This window comes from Dyadobacter sp. UC 10, assembly GCF_008369915.1.
Classification (GTDB): Bacteria; Bacteroidota; Bacteroidia; order Cytophagales; family Spirosomataceae; genus Dyadobacter.
The window spans coordinates 6315529-6329854 of sequence record NZ_VSRN01000001.1 but is presented as its reverse complement, the minus strand read 5'-3'; the positions used below and the strand labels follow the sequence as shown (position 1 = coordinate 6329854).

The 14326-nt window shown below is 42.9% G+C and carries 12 protein-coding genes and 1 CRISPR repeat array (1 of these 13 cut by a window edge); of the genes, 8 read left to right on the top strand and 4 right to left on the bottom strand.

The window, feature by feature from the left end; genetic code table 11:
- Positions 1-3619: direct repeats of the CRISPR family, unit length 29 nt; unit sequence CTTTCAATCGCACCTGTCGGTATTGAAAT (it extends 2139 nt beyond the left edge of the window).
- 18 nt (positions 3620-3637) lie between these two features.
- From FXO21_RS29260 to FXO21_RS26075, 3 genes are all read right to left on the bottom strand, one after another.
- A complete protein-coding gene (locus FXO21_RS29260) occupies positions 3638-3940 on the bottom strand; it encodes a hypothetical protein (protein WP_409014808.1) in 303 nt (100 codons plus the stop codon).
- 685 nt (positions 3941-4625) lie between these two features.
- Positions 4626-4988 (bottom strand): hypothetical protein, encoded by a 363-nt coding sequence (locus FXO21_RS26080; protein WP_149642839.1) that lies wholly within the window; start codon positions 4986-4988, stop codon positions 4626-4628.
- A 108-nt stretch (positions 4989-5096) separates the two neighbouring features.
- Positions 5097-5375, bottom strand: coding sequence for a hypothetical protein (locus FXO21_RS26075; RefSeq protein ID WP_149642838.1), 279 nt, complete (start codon positions 5373-5375; stop codon positions 5097-5099).
- Positions 5376-5505: 130 nt separating this feature from the next.
- Here FXO21_RS26075 and FXO21_RS26070 point away from each other — a divergent pair, with 130 nt between their 5' ends.
- From FXO21_RS26070 to FXO21_RS26040, 7 genes are all read left to right on the top strand, one after another.
- Positions 5506-6402 (top strand): toprim domain-containing protein, encoded by an 897-nt coding sequence (locus FXO21_RS26070; protein ID WP_149642837.1) that lies wholly within the window; start codon positions 5506-5508, stop codon positions 6400-6402.
- A 185-nt stretch (positions 6403-6587) separates the two neighbouring features.
- Positions 6588-6977 (top strand): plasmid mobilization protein, encoded by a 390-nt coding sequence (locus tag FXO21_RS26065; RefSeq protein WP_149642836.1) that lies wholly within the window; start codon positions 6588-6590, stop codon positions 6975-6977.
- Positions 6965-8272: a relaxase/mobilization nuclease domain-containing protein gene (locus FXO21_RS26060; RefSeq protein ID WP_149642835.1), complete on the top strand. Its 1308-nt coding sequence runs from the start codon at positions 6965-6967 to the stop codon at positions 8270-8272. The genes FXO21_RS26065 and FXO21_RS26060 overlap by 13 nt, the downstream gene beginning before the upstream one ends.
- Before the next feature lie 4 nt (positions 8273-8276).
- Positions 8277-10271, top strand: a complete 1995-nt coding sequence (gene mobC / locus FXO21_RS26055; protein ID WP_149642834.1) for a conjugal transfer protein MobC — start codon at positions 8277-8279, stop codon at positions 10269-10271.
- 160 nt (positions 10272-10431) lie between these two features.
- Entirely contained in the window at positions 10432-11034 is a 603-nt protein-coding gene (locus FXO21_RS26050; RefSeq protein ID WP_225865874.1) for a GNAT family N-acetyltransferase, read from the top strand.
- 206 nt (positions 11035-11240) lie between these two features.
- On the top strand, positions 11241-12038 hold the full coding sequence (locus tag FXO21_RS26045) for a helix-turn-helix transcriptional regulator (protein ID WP_225865873.1): 798 nt from the start codon (positions 11241-11243) through the stop codon (positions 12036-12038).
- A gap of 175 nt (positions 12039-12213) precedes the next feature.
- Positions 12214-13386: a hypothetical protein gene (locus FXO21_RS26040; protein ID WP_149642832.1), complete on the top strand. Its 1173-nt coding sequence runs from the start codon at positions 12214-12216 to the stop codon at positions 13384-13386.
- Positions 13387-13637: 251 nt separating this feature from the next.
- Here the strand turns inward: FXO21_RS26040 and FXO21_RS26035 are convergent, their stop codons facing one another.
- Positions 13638-13790 (bottom strand): hypothetical protein, encoded by a 153-nt coding sequence (locus FXO21_RS26035; protein ID WP_149642831.1) that lies wholly within the window; start codon positions 13788-13790, stop codon positions 13638-13640.
- Between the two features lie 241 nt (positions 13791-14031).
- Here FXO21_RS26035 and FXO21_RS29255 point away from each other — a divergent pair, with 241 nt between their 5' ends.
- Positions 14032-14247 (top strand): transposase, encoded by a 216-nt coding sequence (locus FXO21_RS29255; protein WP_409014845.1) that lies wholly within the window; start codon positions 14032-14034, stop codon positions 14245-14247.
- Positions 14248-14326 lie beyond the last annotated feature (79 nt).

Genomic DNA, 14326 nt, shown 5'->3' with positions numbered 1-14326 from the left:
TCTTTCAATCGCACCTGTCGGTATTGAAATGTATCTTGCATGACGCTATTACCGATCGTTGTTGCCTTTCAATCGCACCTGTCGGTATTGAAATTAAAATGAATGTGCTGATCCAAATTGAAACAAGAAGCTTTCAATCGCACCTGTCGGTATTGAAATTAAATATCTGTTGAAATGAAAAGGAAGATAAACTACGCTTTCAATCGCACCTGTCGGTATTGAAATTTTGTAGTCGCTGTCCAGCCTCCAACCTCGCTCCACCTTTCAATCGCACCTGTCGGTATTGAAATCGAACTGGTTCATGTAATACAACACCCTGCGCCCTCTTTCAATCGCACCTGTCGGTATTGAAATTACATTTTCCTGATGTGGGTAACGTCCTGGTTTTTGCTTTCAATCGCACCTGTCGGTATTGAAATCATTCAACTCCTTGTAAATGATAGATAGTTTTCAGCTTTCAATCGCACCTGTCGGTATTGAAATATCTTGCTAACAATGCTGTCTACCTGTGACTTTGTATACTTTCAATCGCACCTGTCGGTATTGAAATTAGTTATCGCATGCGTGTGCGTTGTTCCTGTTACCGACTTTCAATCGCACCTGTCGGTATTGAAATCGAACAAAAGGCTACTATCGAATGGATATCGGAAGACTTTCAATCGCACCTGTCGGTATTGAAATTTGCTAATAAGTTCAAGGCGGATCATAAAGAAGAGACTTTCAATCGCACCTGTCGGTATTGAAATTTCCGCTCATGCCCACACTGCCTATCTGGAAAAAGGCTTTCAATCGCACCTGTCGGTATTGAAATCATCGAAGCCGAGCAAAAGCTTTCTGAGCTAGTAGCTTTCAATCGCACCTGTCGGTATTGAAATTCCCCAACGGAGCCTCAAAAGGAAGCTTAAAGCTTGCTTTCAATCGCACCTGTCGGTATTGAAATCTTACCTACCAGCAAGGCTTTGATAAGGGTAACCAACTTTCAATCGCACCTGTCGGTATTGAAATCTGTACGAAATGCTGATCAATGACCATCTGGGCTGGCTTTCAATCGCACCTGTCGGTATTGAAATGGTCTTTCTTACCTGCACGTGCGATGTACTTGACTGCCTTTCAATCGCACCTGTCGGTATTGAAATCGGAGCATCGTTACGGATAAAACCAAACCCACGGTTACCTTTCAATCGCACCTGTCGGTATTGAAATACAGTTAGCCTAGACTGGCTTTTGATGAATAGCGGAGCTTTCAATCGCACCTGTCGGTATTGAAATACGATTATTCAAAAGGGTACAATAAGTCATGGTGGCTTTCAATCGCACCTGTCGGTATTGAAATGATATACGCAGATAGTCGGGGGATTAATAATTGTGGCTTTCAATCGCACCTGTCGGTATTGAAATGTCGTAGCAACAAACACATCTGCATGCGTGGTAGCCTCCTTTCAATCGCACCTGTCGGTATTGAAATTCGTCAAAACGCTTCCTGAGTCGGTAAAAGAATGGCTTTCAATCGCACCTGTCGGTATTGAAATAACCTTCCCATGCACCAGGCTCTCAAGCTTTAATATCTTTCAATCGCACCTGTCGGTATTGAAATTCTAATATAGTTACTGTTACACTCATGGATACTTTGACTTTCAATCGCACCTGTCGGTATTGAAATCGGCTCTTTTGTTGCTCCAACCGTTAATGTTGCTGGCTTTCAATCGCACCTGTCGGTATTGAAATTTCAAATCGAGCTATCGGACGGCACTATCAAAGAACTTTCAATCGCACCTGTCGGTATTGAAATATGAATAAGGATCTGCGTGATTTCTTGAGATTTCCCCTTTCAATCGCACCTGTCGGTATTGAAATCTTTTCGACGTCACTAACCTCTCGATCAGTTCTTTACTTTCAATCGCACCTGTCGGTATTGAAATCAGATAGCGCAGCTTGTGCCTCGGTCAGCTGTTTTGCCTTTCAATCGCACCTGTCGGTATTGAAATAGATTACCCGGCGCGGGAAAGCGGAAACCGCAACGGCTTTCAATCGCACCTGTCGGTATTGAAATTTGGCAATGAACAGCGCGGTAGCATTGTGCGCAATCTGCTTTCAATCGCACCTGTCGGTATTGAAATTAAAAGCTTTCGTTGACGATCGTTGGAAAACAGCAGACTTTCAATCGCACCTGTCGGTATTGAAATCTGCATGGGATGAGGCGTTCACGGCTGGATTCTGGCTTTCAATCGCACCTGTCGGTATTGAAATGAAAAGGTGCAGCTGATGCTTGAACAAGACGAAAAACTTTCAATCGCACCTGTCGGTATTGAAATCGTTTTGAATTTGCGGGTAGTATTCTGGAAGCTTTGCCTTTCAATCGCACCTGTCGGTATTGAAATTCGAGAAGGGCCGCGCGATCGCAACGCAGTCGGTCCTTTCAATCGCACCTGTCGGTATTGAAATTTTGCCTCTCTGAACGACCAAGCCCGCCAACCTTCCTCTTTCAATCGCACCTGTCGGTATTGAAATTCATATTTTGACTGCGTGCTGTATATTTCAATTTCACTTTCAATCGCACCTGTCGGTATTGAAATCTACCTGCGCGCCAATTGTTGGAAGCAAATTGAAGACTTTCAATCGCACCTGTCGGTATTGAAATCTTTCCATCGACGTCGCAGAATTTGCGCGGGATCCGGCTTTCAATCGCACCTGTCGGTATTGAAATTTGTTCCATCCTGTGGGACTGCCCACTCGTCGAGGATCTTTCAATCGCACCTGTCGGTATTGAAATTTGTCAGTAAACTGCCGGATCTCCTGAGCCATCAGCTTTCAATCGCACCTGTCGGTATTGAAATTTTCAAGGATCCGGCAAATGCGTATTGCGTTTGGGGCACTTTCAATCGCACCTGTCGGTATTGAAATAAGCTAAAAATGTCGACAACTGAACTCGCATATCACTTTCAATCGCACCTGTCGGTATTGAAATCGGATCTTGGAATGAAGCTTCTAAAATCAATTCCCGACTTTCAATCGCACCTGTCGGTATTGAAATGTGTACATGACCGGATTGTACTGTTTGAGCTCTTCGCTTTCAATCGCACCTGTCGGTATTGAAATCTATAAAGTACCTGTTTACGACGTTCTGACAAAAGCTTTCAATCGCACCTGTCGGTATTGAAATCTCAGTGAGCTGCACTTGGATGAAAAAGCGTGTAAACTTTCAATCGCACCTGTCGGTATTGAAATCAGGCTACTAGCCCCCTATCCTGACATTTAAGGAGAGCTTTCAATCGCACCTGTCGGTATTGAAATTTAGTGTTTGCTTTCATGGGGTGGGGCTAAAAGACAACTTTCAATCGCACCTGTCGGTATTGAAATGTATCCGGTATCCCGGACAAATGCCCGATGATCTGTCTTTCAATCGCACCTGTCGGTATTGAAATTTTACATATTTGGCATCTATTGAGTGCACCTTAACGCTTTCAATCGCACCTGTCGGTATTGAAATACATTCGTGTCCGAGTTGTCGTAGTTGTAATCGTTGCTTTCAATCGCACCTGTCGGTATTGAAATGCGTATCATCTGAAGGCAGGAGAACCAACTTACTTCGTCTTTCAATCGCACGTGCCGGTATTGAAATCAGTGCTGCGCTGGTACGCTAATGTAATTGCGGTTTTCTTTCAATCGGTTGCAGCCCGATTTCCGTAAATACCACGTCGGATTTTGCTGCTTTGGAATCACGAGATTCAACACGACTGATAGAAACCGTTTCAATTTCATAATCAGCTGTCAGGACTGGTTTGCCAGAAAGTCTCGCAGCTCTATTGGCTTCGTCGGGACTATTATTAGACTCATTTAGCAATTGCTTGTCAGAGCCACTGAAAAAAACTAACAAAACACTTAGGATAGTCAGAATAACCGGTCTTGCCGATCTACCGACCTCGTAGGGGGGTGCTTTCATACCTGTTCGATTAGTTTGTAGAATAAATATTTATCGGTTCAAATAACTCACAATTAAACTATGCTTATCTTGTTATAAAACATCACTTTTACTCGTGTTACAACAAGATTTCTACTTGTTGTAACACAATGAAATTAGCGAAACGTACATTGTAGTTTTATGGTAGATCCCAAACCTCTTGCTCTGTTTTTCGATACGTTGCAATCGGACGCATTCGCCGATTTAAGGCGCGAATTTTCTTCATTGACTACTCCTTAAGGGACGTATTCTTGTGGACTTCGGACAAATAAATGATAACATTTACTTAATCCATTCCGGCCTTATGCCACATACTATCATATTGGAGGAGACGATGTGACATCCAGGCTCGTTGCAGATGGAGATATGGCATGTGTGGCGGAAAGCTTTTTTCTTCAAAAAAATCTGATGAGGCAATTGAGACGCTGGAAGATTGTTTGATTTACTCCGTTTCATATGCGGAGTACAAAATGCCGGTTGGAAAGCATTTACTGGATTTCAAATTTAATAGTTGAAATATTGGAGCAGCGGTTGATTAACTTTAGCCAACGTGTCTAATTATTCAAATCTTTGACGGTAGAAAAGCGAATTGAATCATATTTCGCCAACCCAACTGCTTGTTCGGCCGTATTCCGGATCATTATGTTGCTTCTTACTTGGGCATTGCCTATTCCAATTTCGCATTTGTTCTATCGACACTTAATTCATCAAGATCATCGCCGAGATCGTCCACAAGTTCAATGCCTTTTCGATTACTGTAAAAGTGAATCAGGTATGGTGTCAAGCCAACATCAACCAGACGTTTATACCTGTCCGTTTTGAGCTCGTTTATGGATCTCAAAACTGGCCTCAGCCCAACGCCTCCCTCAACAAACGCATTCAGGCGCTTGACCAAATTGAGAGCACTGCCGAAATCGGAAAATGCGGCTGGTTTTTCGAACCGCTTAGCGAACGCGTCAATGACCCATACAAAAGTCGGATCGTCAATTTTGGTAATGTCAGAAGTTGACAGCCCGACACTACGATACAATTCTCGCGGTGCATCTATTTCAAGTGGTAAAGAGAAAATTACCTGATCCTAGATACTTGCCCTGGATGCTACTGTCTGATTTAGTAGATGTTAAGACACAGATTTTCTTTACAACTTCGCGAGCCGGTCGTTCAATTCCACGAGTCCTGATTTCTGCAAGCAATCAGCCGACAGCGCTAAGAGTTCTTCCTTGGACTCGTTTGAAGCTATTTCGATCAAGTCAGGATTGCCGTCAACGTCGGGAATACTTAATGCTCTTTTGATCGCCTGGGTCAGAAGCAAAACATTCCGCCTGCTAATCTTCAAATCTATCTTGATTTGATCGTTCATTCCGGGGATACTCATGATGGTATCATACACACTTGCCAGCTCTTTCGCGTTCATCATGTTTCTTGTTTTTAGTACGGTACAAAAATAATAATTGCCCCTGAAACGATCCTAAGGAGAATTTACCCAGGATAGGTAGCTGACATTCGTGTTCTTTAATTTCGCTCCACGAACCAAAACAGAAAGCAAAATGAGCGAAAGAGAGAGGGGAAGCCGCGGGCTGTTAACGTTGGCAGAAATTAGAGAATTAGACCTTATTGGTTATCTGTCAGAATTGGGATTTGAGCCAGTCAAGGTGCACAGTGCAGATCACTGGTATTTGTCCCCCTTGCGGGATGAACGGACTGCATCGTTTAAAGTCAATAGGAGACTTAATCGTTGGTATGATCACGGAATCAGTCTTGGAGGGAATTTAATTGACTTCGCCTCCATTTTTTACCAGTGCTCAGTTGGGGAGGTAATCAAGATTTTCTCCGATTACTGGTCCTTTCACAAGCCTAAGATTCTTTTACCTTCGACAGAGAAGGCAGCCGCGAATTGCCTCATACAAATTTTGTATACTGGGCAGCTCACAAGTAAAACACTTTTGGACTACATAGTTTCAAGATCTGTTTCAGCTGATATTGCCAGACAATACTGCCGACAGGTTAACTACCAGATCGGGGATCGAAGATATTTTGCAATTGGCTTGCTCAATAATTCTAGTGGTTATGAATTACGGAATTGTTACTCGAAGTTGGCAAGCAGTCCGAAGGATATTACTACAATCAATGTCGGTGCTCCGACCGTGTCGGTGTTTGAGGGCATGTTCGATTTTCTGACCTACAAAACCTTGATGAAGAAAACCATTGAGCAGCCCGAAAATTACGTAATCTTAAATTCCATCTCACTCTTCGATCGGGCGCGTTCTTTCCTGGAAAGCCACTACCACATCGACCTTTATCTTGATCGGGATGCTGCGGGTGTTAAGTGCACTTTAACGGCAACGGATTTCAGTGAAAAATACAATGATGCCAGCGGAATGTATGTTGGCTATAAGGATCTCAATGAGTGGCTTGACAGTGAGTCGGTGGGGCAGAAGAGGTGAAGGATTTCAGCTGCCAGGCTGGAAGGATCCAGATTTCAAAAAATCTGGGTGAATTGCCTCTTAACCGCAATCGGCCAGATGTACAATTGTCTGACAATTGTCGGTCCGGAGGACCGATCTGGCCGTCCCCCTCCGAAGTCGGGGCCGGTTTGCGAGAGATATCTTTAACGAGAAAATGGTATGTGATGGAAGGAAAGGAAACAAACAAGACAGAAAGGGTAACACTTCGCTTGACGCCTGGTGAGTTGGCCCGAATCAACAAAAAGTGCAAATCTTCTACATGCAGGAAGCTGAGCGAATATATGCGCCTGTTGCTATTAGGCAAGCCGGTGTCTGTGGTTACCCGAGACCGGTCTGCCGATGAATTAATGCTTGAAGTGACCAGGCTCCGCGTGGAGCTCAGCCGCCTTGGCAACAACTCCAACCAAGCCACAAAAAGGCTGCATGCACTAAGCCAGATCGCTGAATTCAGGGACCATTTACACCGGCAGGATTCACATAATGAGGAGGTACTTTCAGTGCTGGGGCAGGTGAAATTAGTCATCAACAAGCTAGCAGACCGATGGTTGCAGTGATCCATACAAGCAGCAGCCTCAGGGCTGTTTTGATGTACAATGAAAGGAAAGTAGGAGAGGAGCAGGCCGTTTGTTTGGCGGCGGAAAACTACCCGAAAGAGGCAACCGATCTGACATTTGACCAGAAACTAAATTTGCTTCAAAAGCTGGCTTCGCTAAACCTTCGTACAAAAGTAAATAGTGTCCATATCTCGTTGAATTTCGACCCGTCAGAGCATCTTTCACCGGATCAACTTCGTGCCATAGCGGGCAGTTATATGGATAAGATTGGGTTCAATGACCAACCCTATTTGGTTTACGAGCACAAGGATGTGGCCCACGAGCATATCCATCTTGTTACCACAAACATCCGGTCAGATGGGAGCCGGATACCACTGCATAATCTCGGAAAAAACCAATCAGAGAAGGCCCGGAAAGAAATTGAAATTGACTTTAATCTAATCAAAGCGGACGGCCGGAACCAAGAACTCCAAGAACTAAAACCAGCGATATTGGCCGTGGATTACGGTAAAATAGAAAGCAAAAAAGCGATAGCAAAGGTACTTGCCGGAGTAATCGACCGGTATAAATTTACATCTATTCCTGAGCTAAATGCAGTACTGGGCCAGTATAATGTGCTTGCCGACAGGGGCAATGAAGGTTCAAGGACTTTCCAAAAAGAAGGCCTCTATTACAGGCTTATCAATGAAAAAGGCGAGCGCGTTGGTGTGCCCATAAAAGCGAGCTCCTTCCAGCGAAAACCAACACTGAAGTATTTGCAAAAGCGGTTCGAAATCAACGAGCAGCTCCGATTGGCGGATAAAATTCGCGTTAAAAACGCCATCGATTTTACGCTTTATGGAAAGTCGAATGTTACCCTCGACCGCTTGACGAATATTCTCAAAAGGGAGGGGGTCGATACAGTTTTCAGGAAGAATGATACCGGCTTAATCTATGGTGTCACCTATGTCGACCATCGTACAAAATCTGTTTTCAACGGCAGTTCATTGGGTAAGAATTACAGCGCAAAAGCCATACAGGAACGATGCTCGCCAATGCAGTTAACAACAAATATTGCCCAATACAATGTGCCGGACCTTGGTGAGCACAGCAATTCGATCAGTCACTCGTCGCGTCACTCTTCGCACCAGGTATTCCCGGATTTCCCTTTTCAACAGCGAAATCTACCAGTCACGAATACCAAGCCGGAGATGGCAGATGCTTTGTTCGATCCGTTAAAACAAGATGGGCCCATACCCCGTCCACTGCGATCAAGAAAGCGAAAAAAGAAGAAAGGATTATCTCAAAACTTATAAAACTATGGCTTCAAATACCGGGGACAACGACATCAGTCTGCGCAAAATTACAGACATGACCAGGATGGTCAGCCTACTTGTTCTGGCCTTGCATTGTTATTATTTTTGTTATGATGCCTTCTTTGAGTGGCATTTAACTTCTGAAATATCGGACAGGGTGCTGGGGAAAATCATCAAGTCTGGTCTCTTTTCCTTCCATAATAAAACGAAGCTGATTGCACTTGCATTTCTTGTTCTTTCATTGATTGGGATCAAAGGGAAGAAGGAAGAGAAAATCGAAATCAGACACGGCGTGATGCGGCTATTTCTGGGAATGCTGATCTATTTTCTCAGCTCAACAGTCTTACTGTTTAATCTTGCCGTCACACTTGTTGCAGCCCTGTATATTACGTTTTGTTCTATCGGTTTTTTGCTTGTCCTTTCTGGTGGGAGCCAGTTTTCAAAGATCATAACCGCCCGATTGAGCACTGACATTTTTAATAAAGAGAACGAAACCTTCCCTCAATTTGAGGATTGCATCGGGAACGAATATTCGATAAATCTCCCTGCACGTTACCGGTACAGGAATAAAATCCGGCACAGTTGGATCAATATTATCAATCCGTTTAGGGGCCTACTGGTATGTGGATCTCCGGGTTCTGGTAAGACGCATTTTGTCTTTCGCCGTATTATATCACAGCATATCGACAAGGGATTTTCGATGTTTATTTATGATTTCAAGTATAGTGATTTATCAGTTTTGGCATATAATGCCTGGTTAGAATATAAGGCAGGTGACAGCATCCCACCAGCGTTCTTTACCATCAACTTCGATGATCTTTCACGAAGCCATCGTTGCAATCCCCTGGACAGCGCAAGCATGACTGATATCACCGATGCGGTAGAATCTGCCCGTACGATCTTACTAGGTCTGAATCGGGAGTGGATCAAAAAGCAGGGCGACTTTTTTGTCGAGTCTTCTATCAACTTTATAACTGCGATTATCTGGTTTTTGCGGAAATATCAGGATGGTGAGTTTTGTTCTCTCCCGCATGTCATTGAGCTGATGCAGATGGATTATGATCAGTTATTTACAATTCTTCGTGCTGAAAAGGAGATCGAGGTATTTATAAATCCATTTGTAACAGCATATCTCAATGATGCTATGCAGCAGCTCGAAGGTCAAATTGCATCTCCGAAAATAGCTCTTGCCCGACTTGCCTCTCCACAGTTATATTATGTTTTGTCAGGCAATGATTTCACACTGGACATCAATGATCCTATGGCGCCGAAGATTCTTTGTATGGGAAATAACCCACAAAAAATCCAGACATACGGGGCAGTCCTGTCACTATACATCACCCGGCTTGTGAAGCTTGTCAACCAGCCAGGCAAGCTTAAAAGTAGCCTTGTTTTTGATGAGTTTCCGACTATTTATCTCAATAGTATGGATACTTTAATTGCCACGGCAAGGTCTAACAGGGTTGCAACAACTATTGGGATACAAGATTTTAGCCAGTTAAAAAAGGACTATGGCAGGGAATATGCGGATGTGATCATGAACATTACGGGAAATGTAATTAGTGGCCAGGTTAGCGGTGAAACCGCCAAGCAATTGTCTGATCGGTTCGGAAAGATCCTGCAAGGACGAACGAGTTTGTCTATCAATAGAATGGACACTTCTGTAAGCAAGTCGCAGCAGCTCGATTCAGCAATCCCACCATCTACAATTTCGTCATTGAGCTCTGGTGAATTCGTCGGATTTGTAGCAGACAATCCGGATCAAAGGATCGATTTGAAAGGCTTTCACTCGCAGTTTACAGTCGACAACAAGCGAATACAAGAAGAAAACAAAAAGCGCTCTGAGCTACCGATTTTCCGTCAAATCACTACGCAAATTGTCCAGCAAAATTACTTGCAGATCAAGCTTGATGTTCAAAATATCGTTAGCTCGGAAATGGAAAGAATAATGGAAGATCCGGACTTGAGACATTTATTGATCAATAGGACGGCAGAATGAGTGCCATGCGTACCTAAAAGTGGTTTAGAAATTTACCTGATAATCAGCGTAGTATGCCTTCCATAGCGCCTAAAATGTAAATTATTCGCACAAATTTGTAATTGTTACTTTACGTGTTTCGTAAAATTTTGTCTATGTTCGTGCTGCCCCCTCTTGAAAAATGGATTTTGTCTCACCAAATTTTCCAATAATGAGAGAAGCGACACCATCAGAAAAAAGCATCATCGTCGACATCCTTACCAAGTCTTTTCAAGACAATCAAAGTGTAAATTACCTCATTCCAAACGACCATCGAAGGCTAAATCGGATCCGCGCTTTGATGGATTATTCCTTCGAGACATGCAGGCTTTTTGGGAAGGTCTACCTTTCTGAGGATAAAAAAGGGTGCGCCCTCGTGTCGTTTCCCGAGAAGAAAAGGGCCACCTTCCGGTCAACTCTGCTTGAAGTTAAACTCATTTTCAACGCAATCGGTTTGGGTAATATTGGTAAAGCTATTCGCCGGGAAAAAGAGATTTCCAGTAACTATCCATCATCTCAAATTTTCTATTTATGGTTTATAGGAGTGAATCCTGAAAACCAAAACACCGGCATCGGCAGGAAATTAATGTCCGAGCTGTTATCGGAGGCAGAGCGTATGAAAAGGCCGGTTTATCTTGAGACTTCCACTATGAAAAATATCCCCTGGTATAGCAAGTTTGGATTAGATGTGTACAACCAGCTAAACTTTGGATATAATCTTTTTTTTATCAGAAATGGTCAATAGCAATGCGGATTGGGGGTACAGAGATGCATGTTTTAACTCTTGCATTCATCATACTCGAGCTTATCATGTTCGTGTATCAAGTTATTTTTTACCTGTCCCACCCACGAGACAGGCGCAGGCTCTACTATGTAGGATTGTTGCTTTTTTTGATTTTGAAGAATACCGCTAGTGGATTCTTTCCTGATCCAAATGTTGACAGCCCTCCAATGGTTGTTCAATATGCGATAGCCTATGGGATGGGGTTTTTGATGGGGGCTTATTTTCCATATTACTTTTACAAGGCATTTGATCTAACCCGTTTGCGATGGCATGCTTTATACGGCGTTCCGCTATTTATCCTTTTGCCGTTTGCGGTCATATTCCCTGGTAAATTCATATTTGGAGGTGACATTGACACGGCAATCAACTACGGAATGGTGATTCCCGCCGGGTATGCGCTCGTCCTTTTGTATACCATTCAGCGGTCAATACAGGCAAAATATCGAAAGGACATCCAGGATCGTAGGTTTTTCGAAGTAACTGCCGTGTATATGGCTGTGATACCCTGGGCGTCACTTCCATTCTTTGCATTCTTTCGGATCCATCAGGTCCCGGAGGCCTTATTGACAAACCTAGGCTTCATAGTGATCACGGTATTGTTTATCAGAAGGTCTATTCAGGAAAGTCGGCAAGAATACGACAGGCTAAGTAAGCTAACAGGTGGCGACGGGCCAGTCTCCTTATCGAAACTGGATTTGATTGATCAGATGATCAAGCAGGTAGAGTCGACCGGGATTTCTCCTGCTCAGCGGTTTGAGATCAATTTGAATACAGTGGGTCTTACAGCCAGGGAGAAAGAAATTGTACGCTTAATAAAGGTTGGTAAAACTTACAAGGTAATTGCCGATGAGCTTTATATCTCTGAGCGCACCGTAAGTAAGCATATCCAGAACATTTTTGAGAAACTAGATGTGTCTAACCGAGTCGAGTTGCTGAACCGGTTGGACATTTGGGAAAGTGGCTAATTACGCAGTTTTTATAACTGATACGTAGTTTTGCGTATCCTAAATACGCCTTTTTGCGTAGAGCTTTTCTGTCAAAATAGTAGTTTTTTCGTATTGTTGGCCCCATTTAAATCTTTGAGTTCTGCATATCACCAAAGCATGGTGTTTACATCGCGATAGCAAACTGAGATTTATCATGGAGCAAGAATATGTGCTTGATTGGTTCGACCAGATGGTCTCCAATCTTGATCCTGAGAATACCGATGTTGCAAAATTAGACTTGCATCAATCGCAATTCATAATTGAAAAAGCTGCTGACGAAAAAAAACGCTTAACCTCGTATCTAAAGCTCTTCCGATTTCAGGGAAATAAGAAGCGTCATGTGCGAAGTGTTGTAAATCAGTATCTCAAAGCGATACTGGTTTTGACTCAATGTGCGGCTTCGAGGGTCAAACGTGTTCCCGATGAATCACCTCATTTTAAATCAGCACTGGAATGCGTTCTTTCCTCTCTTATGGGATTGTGCACGTTTATGATAGATCGTTATTGGTCTGATATCGATCCGGATATAGGGCTGGAAGCGCATTATCTCAGTACCCGGATGCCCGAATTGTACAAGCTTGAAGACTGCCTAATACTTCGGGATGATCCGCTATTATCAAGCGTATTGATTAAGGAATTCAATGCTATATTTTACAATAAAACCAGACCCGAAATAACTTTGCGAAGCGTCAGCTACTGGAAAAGTATTACTGAACTTCTGGGAAAATGCCAGAACGGCGACGATCGTGAAAGTGGTTTTTCCAAATTAGAAGTTATGTTGATTGAAAGAAATTTTAATTCGCCAAACTTTGTGACATACCTCGAGTCTAAATTTATATGCCAACTCAAACAAGCTGATTCTCAATCGGAAAAGCTTCATCAACTGGCATTCCTTCAAAAATCATTTAACCAGATCCCGTTTTTCAAAGAGGCGATTTATGATCTGCGATATGATGATCTCCGACTGACGGTTAATAACTGGTTTATTTATGAAATTGAATATCAATCAAAGAATACAGTCTTTAACAAAAGGGTAGACACTAGTAACTCCAATAAGCTTTCAAGGAAGACTTCTGATAAGATTCTGTGTAATCTTACTGTTGATCAGTTAGCGTTGTTATTCAAAGCGGCAGATCAGTCACAAATAATTGTTTCTCGGTCGCTTTCCGCCATTTTCGAAACAGTTGCGCCCTATTTGGCAACACGGCACCGTGTGGATATCTCTTCCAACAGTTTGAGGGTTAAAAGCTATACTGTGGAAGACCGGGACAAACAATTACTATTGACATATATTAACAGGCTAAGGCAGCATATTGAGGAATTATGATCCGGTTATCAGGAGTATTGTCTTTCAAATAAATTATTAGCAGCTCACTTGAGAAATTTGGTGCATACATATTTTCAAACAGGTTGAGCCCTGATTTTTAGTGGCGTTTCACAATACTTCTTTTTTTCTTAACCCTTGAACTAGGTGATCAATATGGCAAATACAAAACCGCTATCGTTTTGGTGTACATTTATACGGTCGTGGCTGTTGCACAACTCTTAGAATATTATGTCTGGGTGTAATGGCGATGACTACTTCGCAGGCCGTATCAGTTTTAACATAAATTCGTAGTCGTCGCTGTTCAATGACATTCCGTAGGCGATGGCTTCTATTTGACGGTACAATTCCGAATCGATCAAAATGTCGTATTCATACATTTGTGTTAGGATGGTATCGAATGCCAAACCAACTTCATTGCATTAAGAAGTGACCGTGCCTCGACGCAATTCTTTTTCAGTTAACCCCAGAGATTCGCACTTTGATATTAAATTATACACCTCCTTATTAAGTGATTTTCCTATCATTTTAGTTGAATAGATCAAATTAAACACTTCATTGTCAACGTGAAATTTTGTATCTTCAGGAATGCAAGAAAAGAAAAATTACTCGGAAAAGCTGTTTGTCAGCTTCTGACTTTCAGATCGTATTCCAAAGGAAAATTTCTATCGGAGGCTTGGAGAAGCGATCGATCTGCAGTTTCTATACAGGGACACCAGCGAACTGTATGGCAAGACCGGCAACCCATCGATCGATCCGGTGGTATTCTTCAAATTGATGCTGACAGGTTACCTGGAAAACATCACATCGGACCGGCACCTGATAGAACACTGCTCAATGAGGATGGACATTCTATACTTCTAAGGCTACGATATTGACGAGTCACTACCGTGGCATTCGACTATTAGCAGGACTAGGCAGCTATATCCTTCCTCGGTTTTTG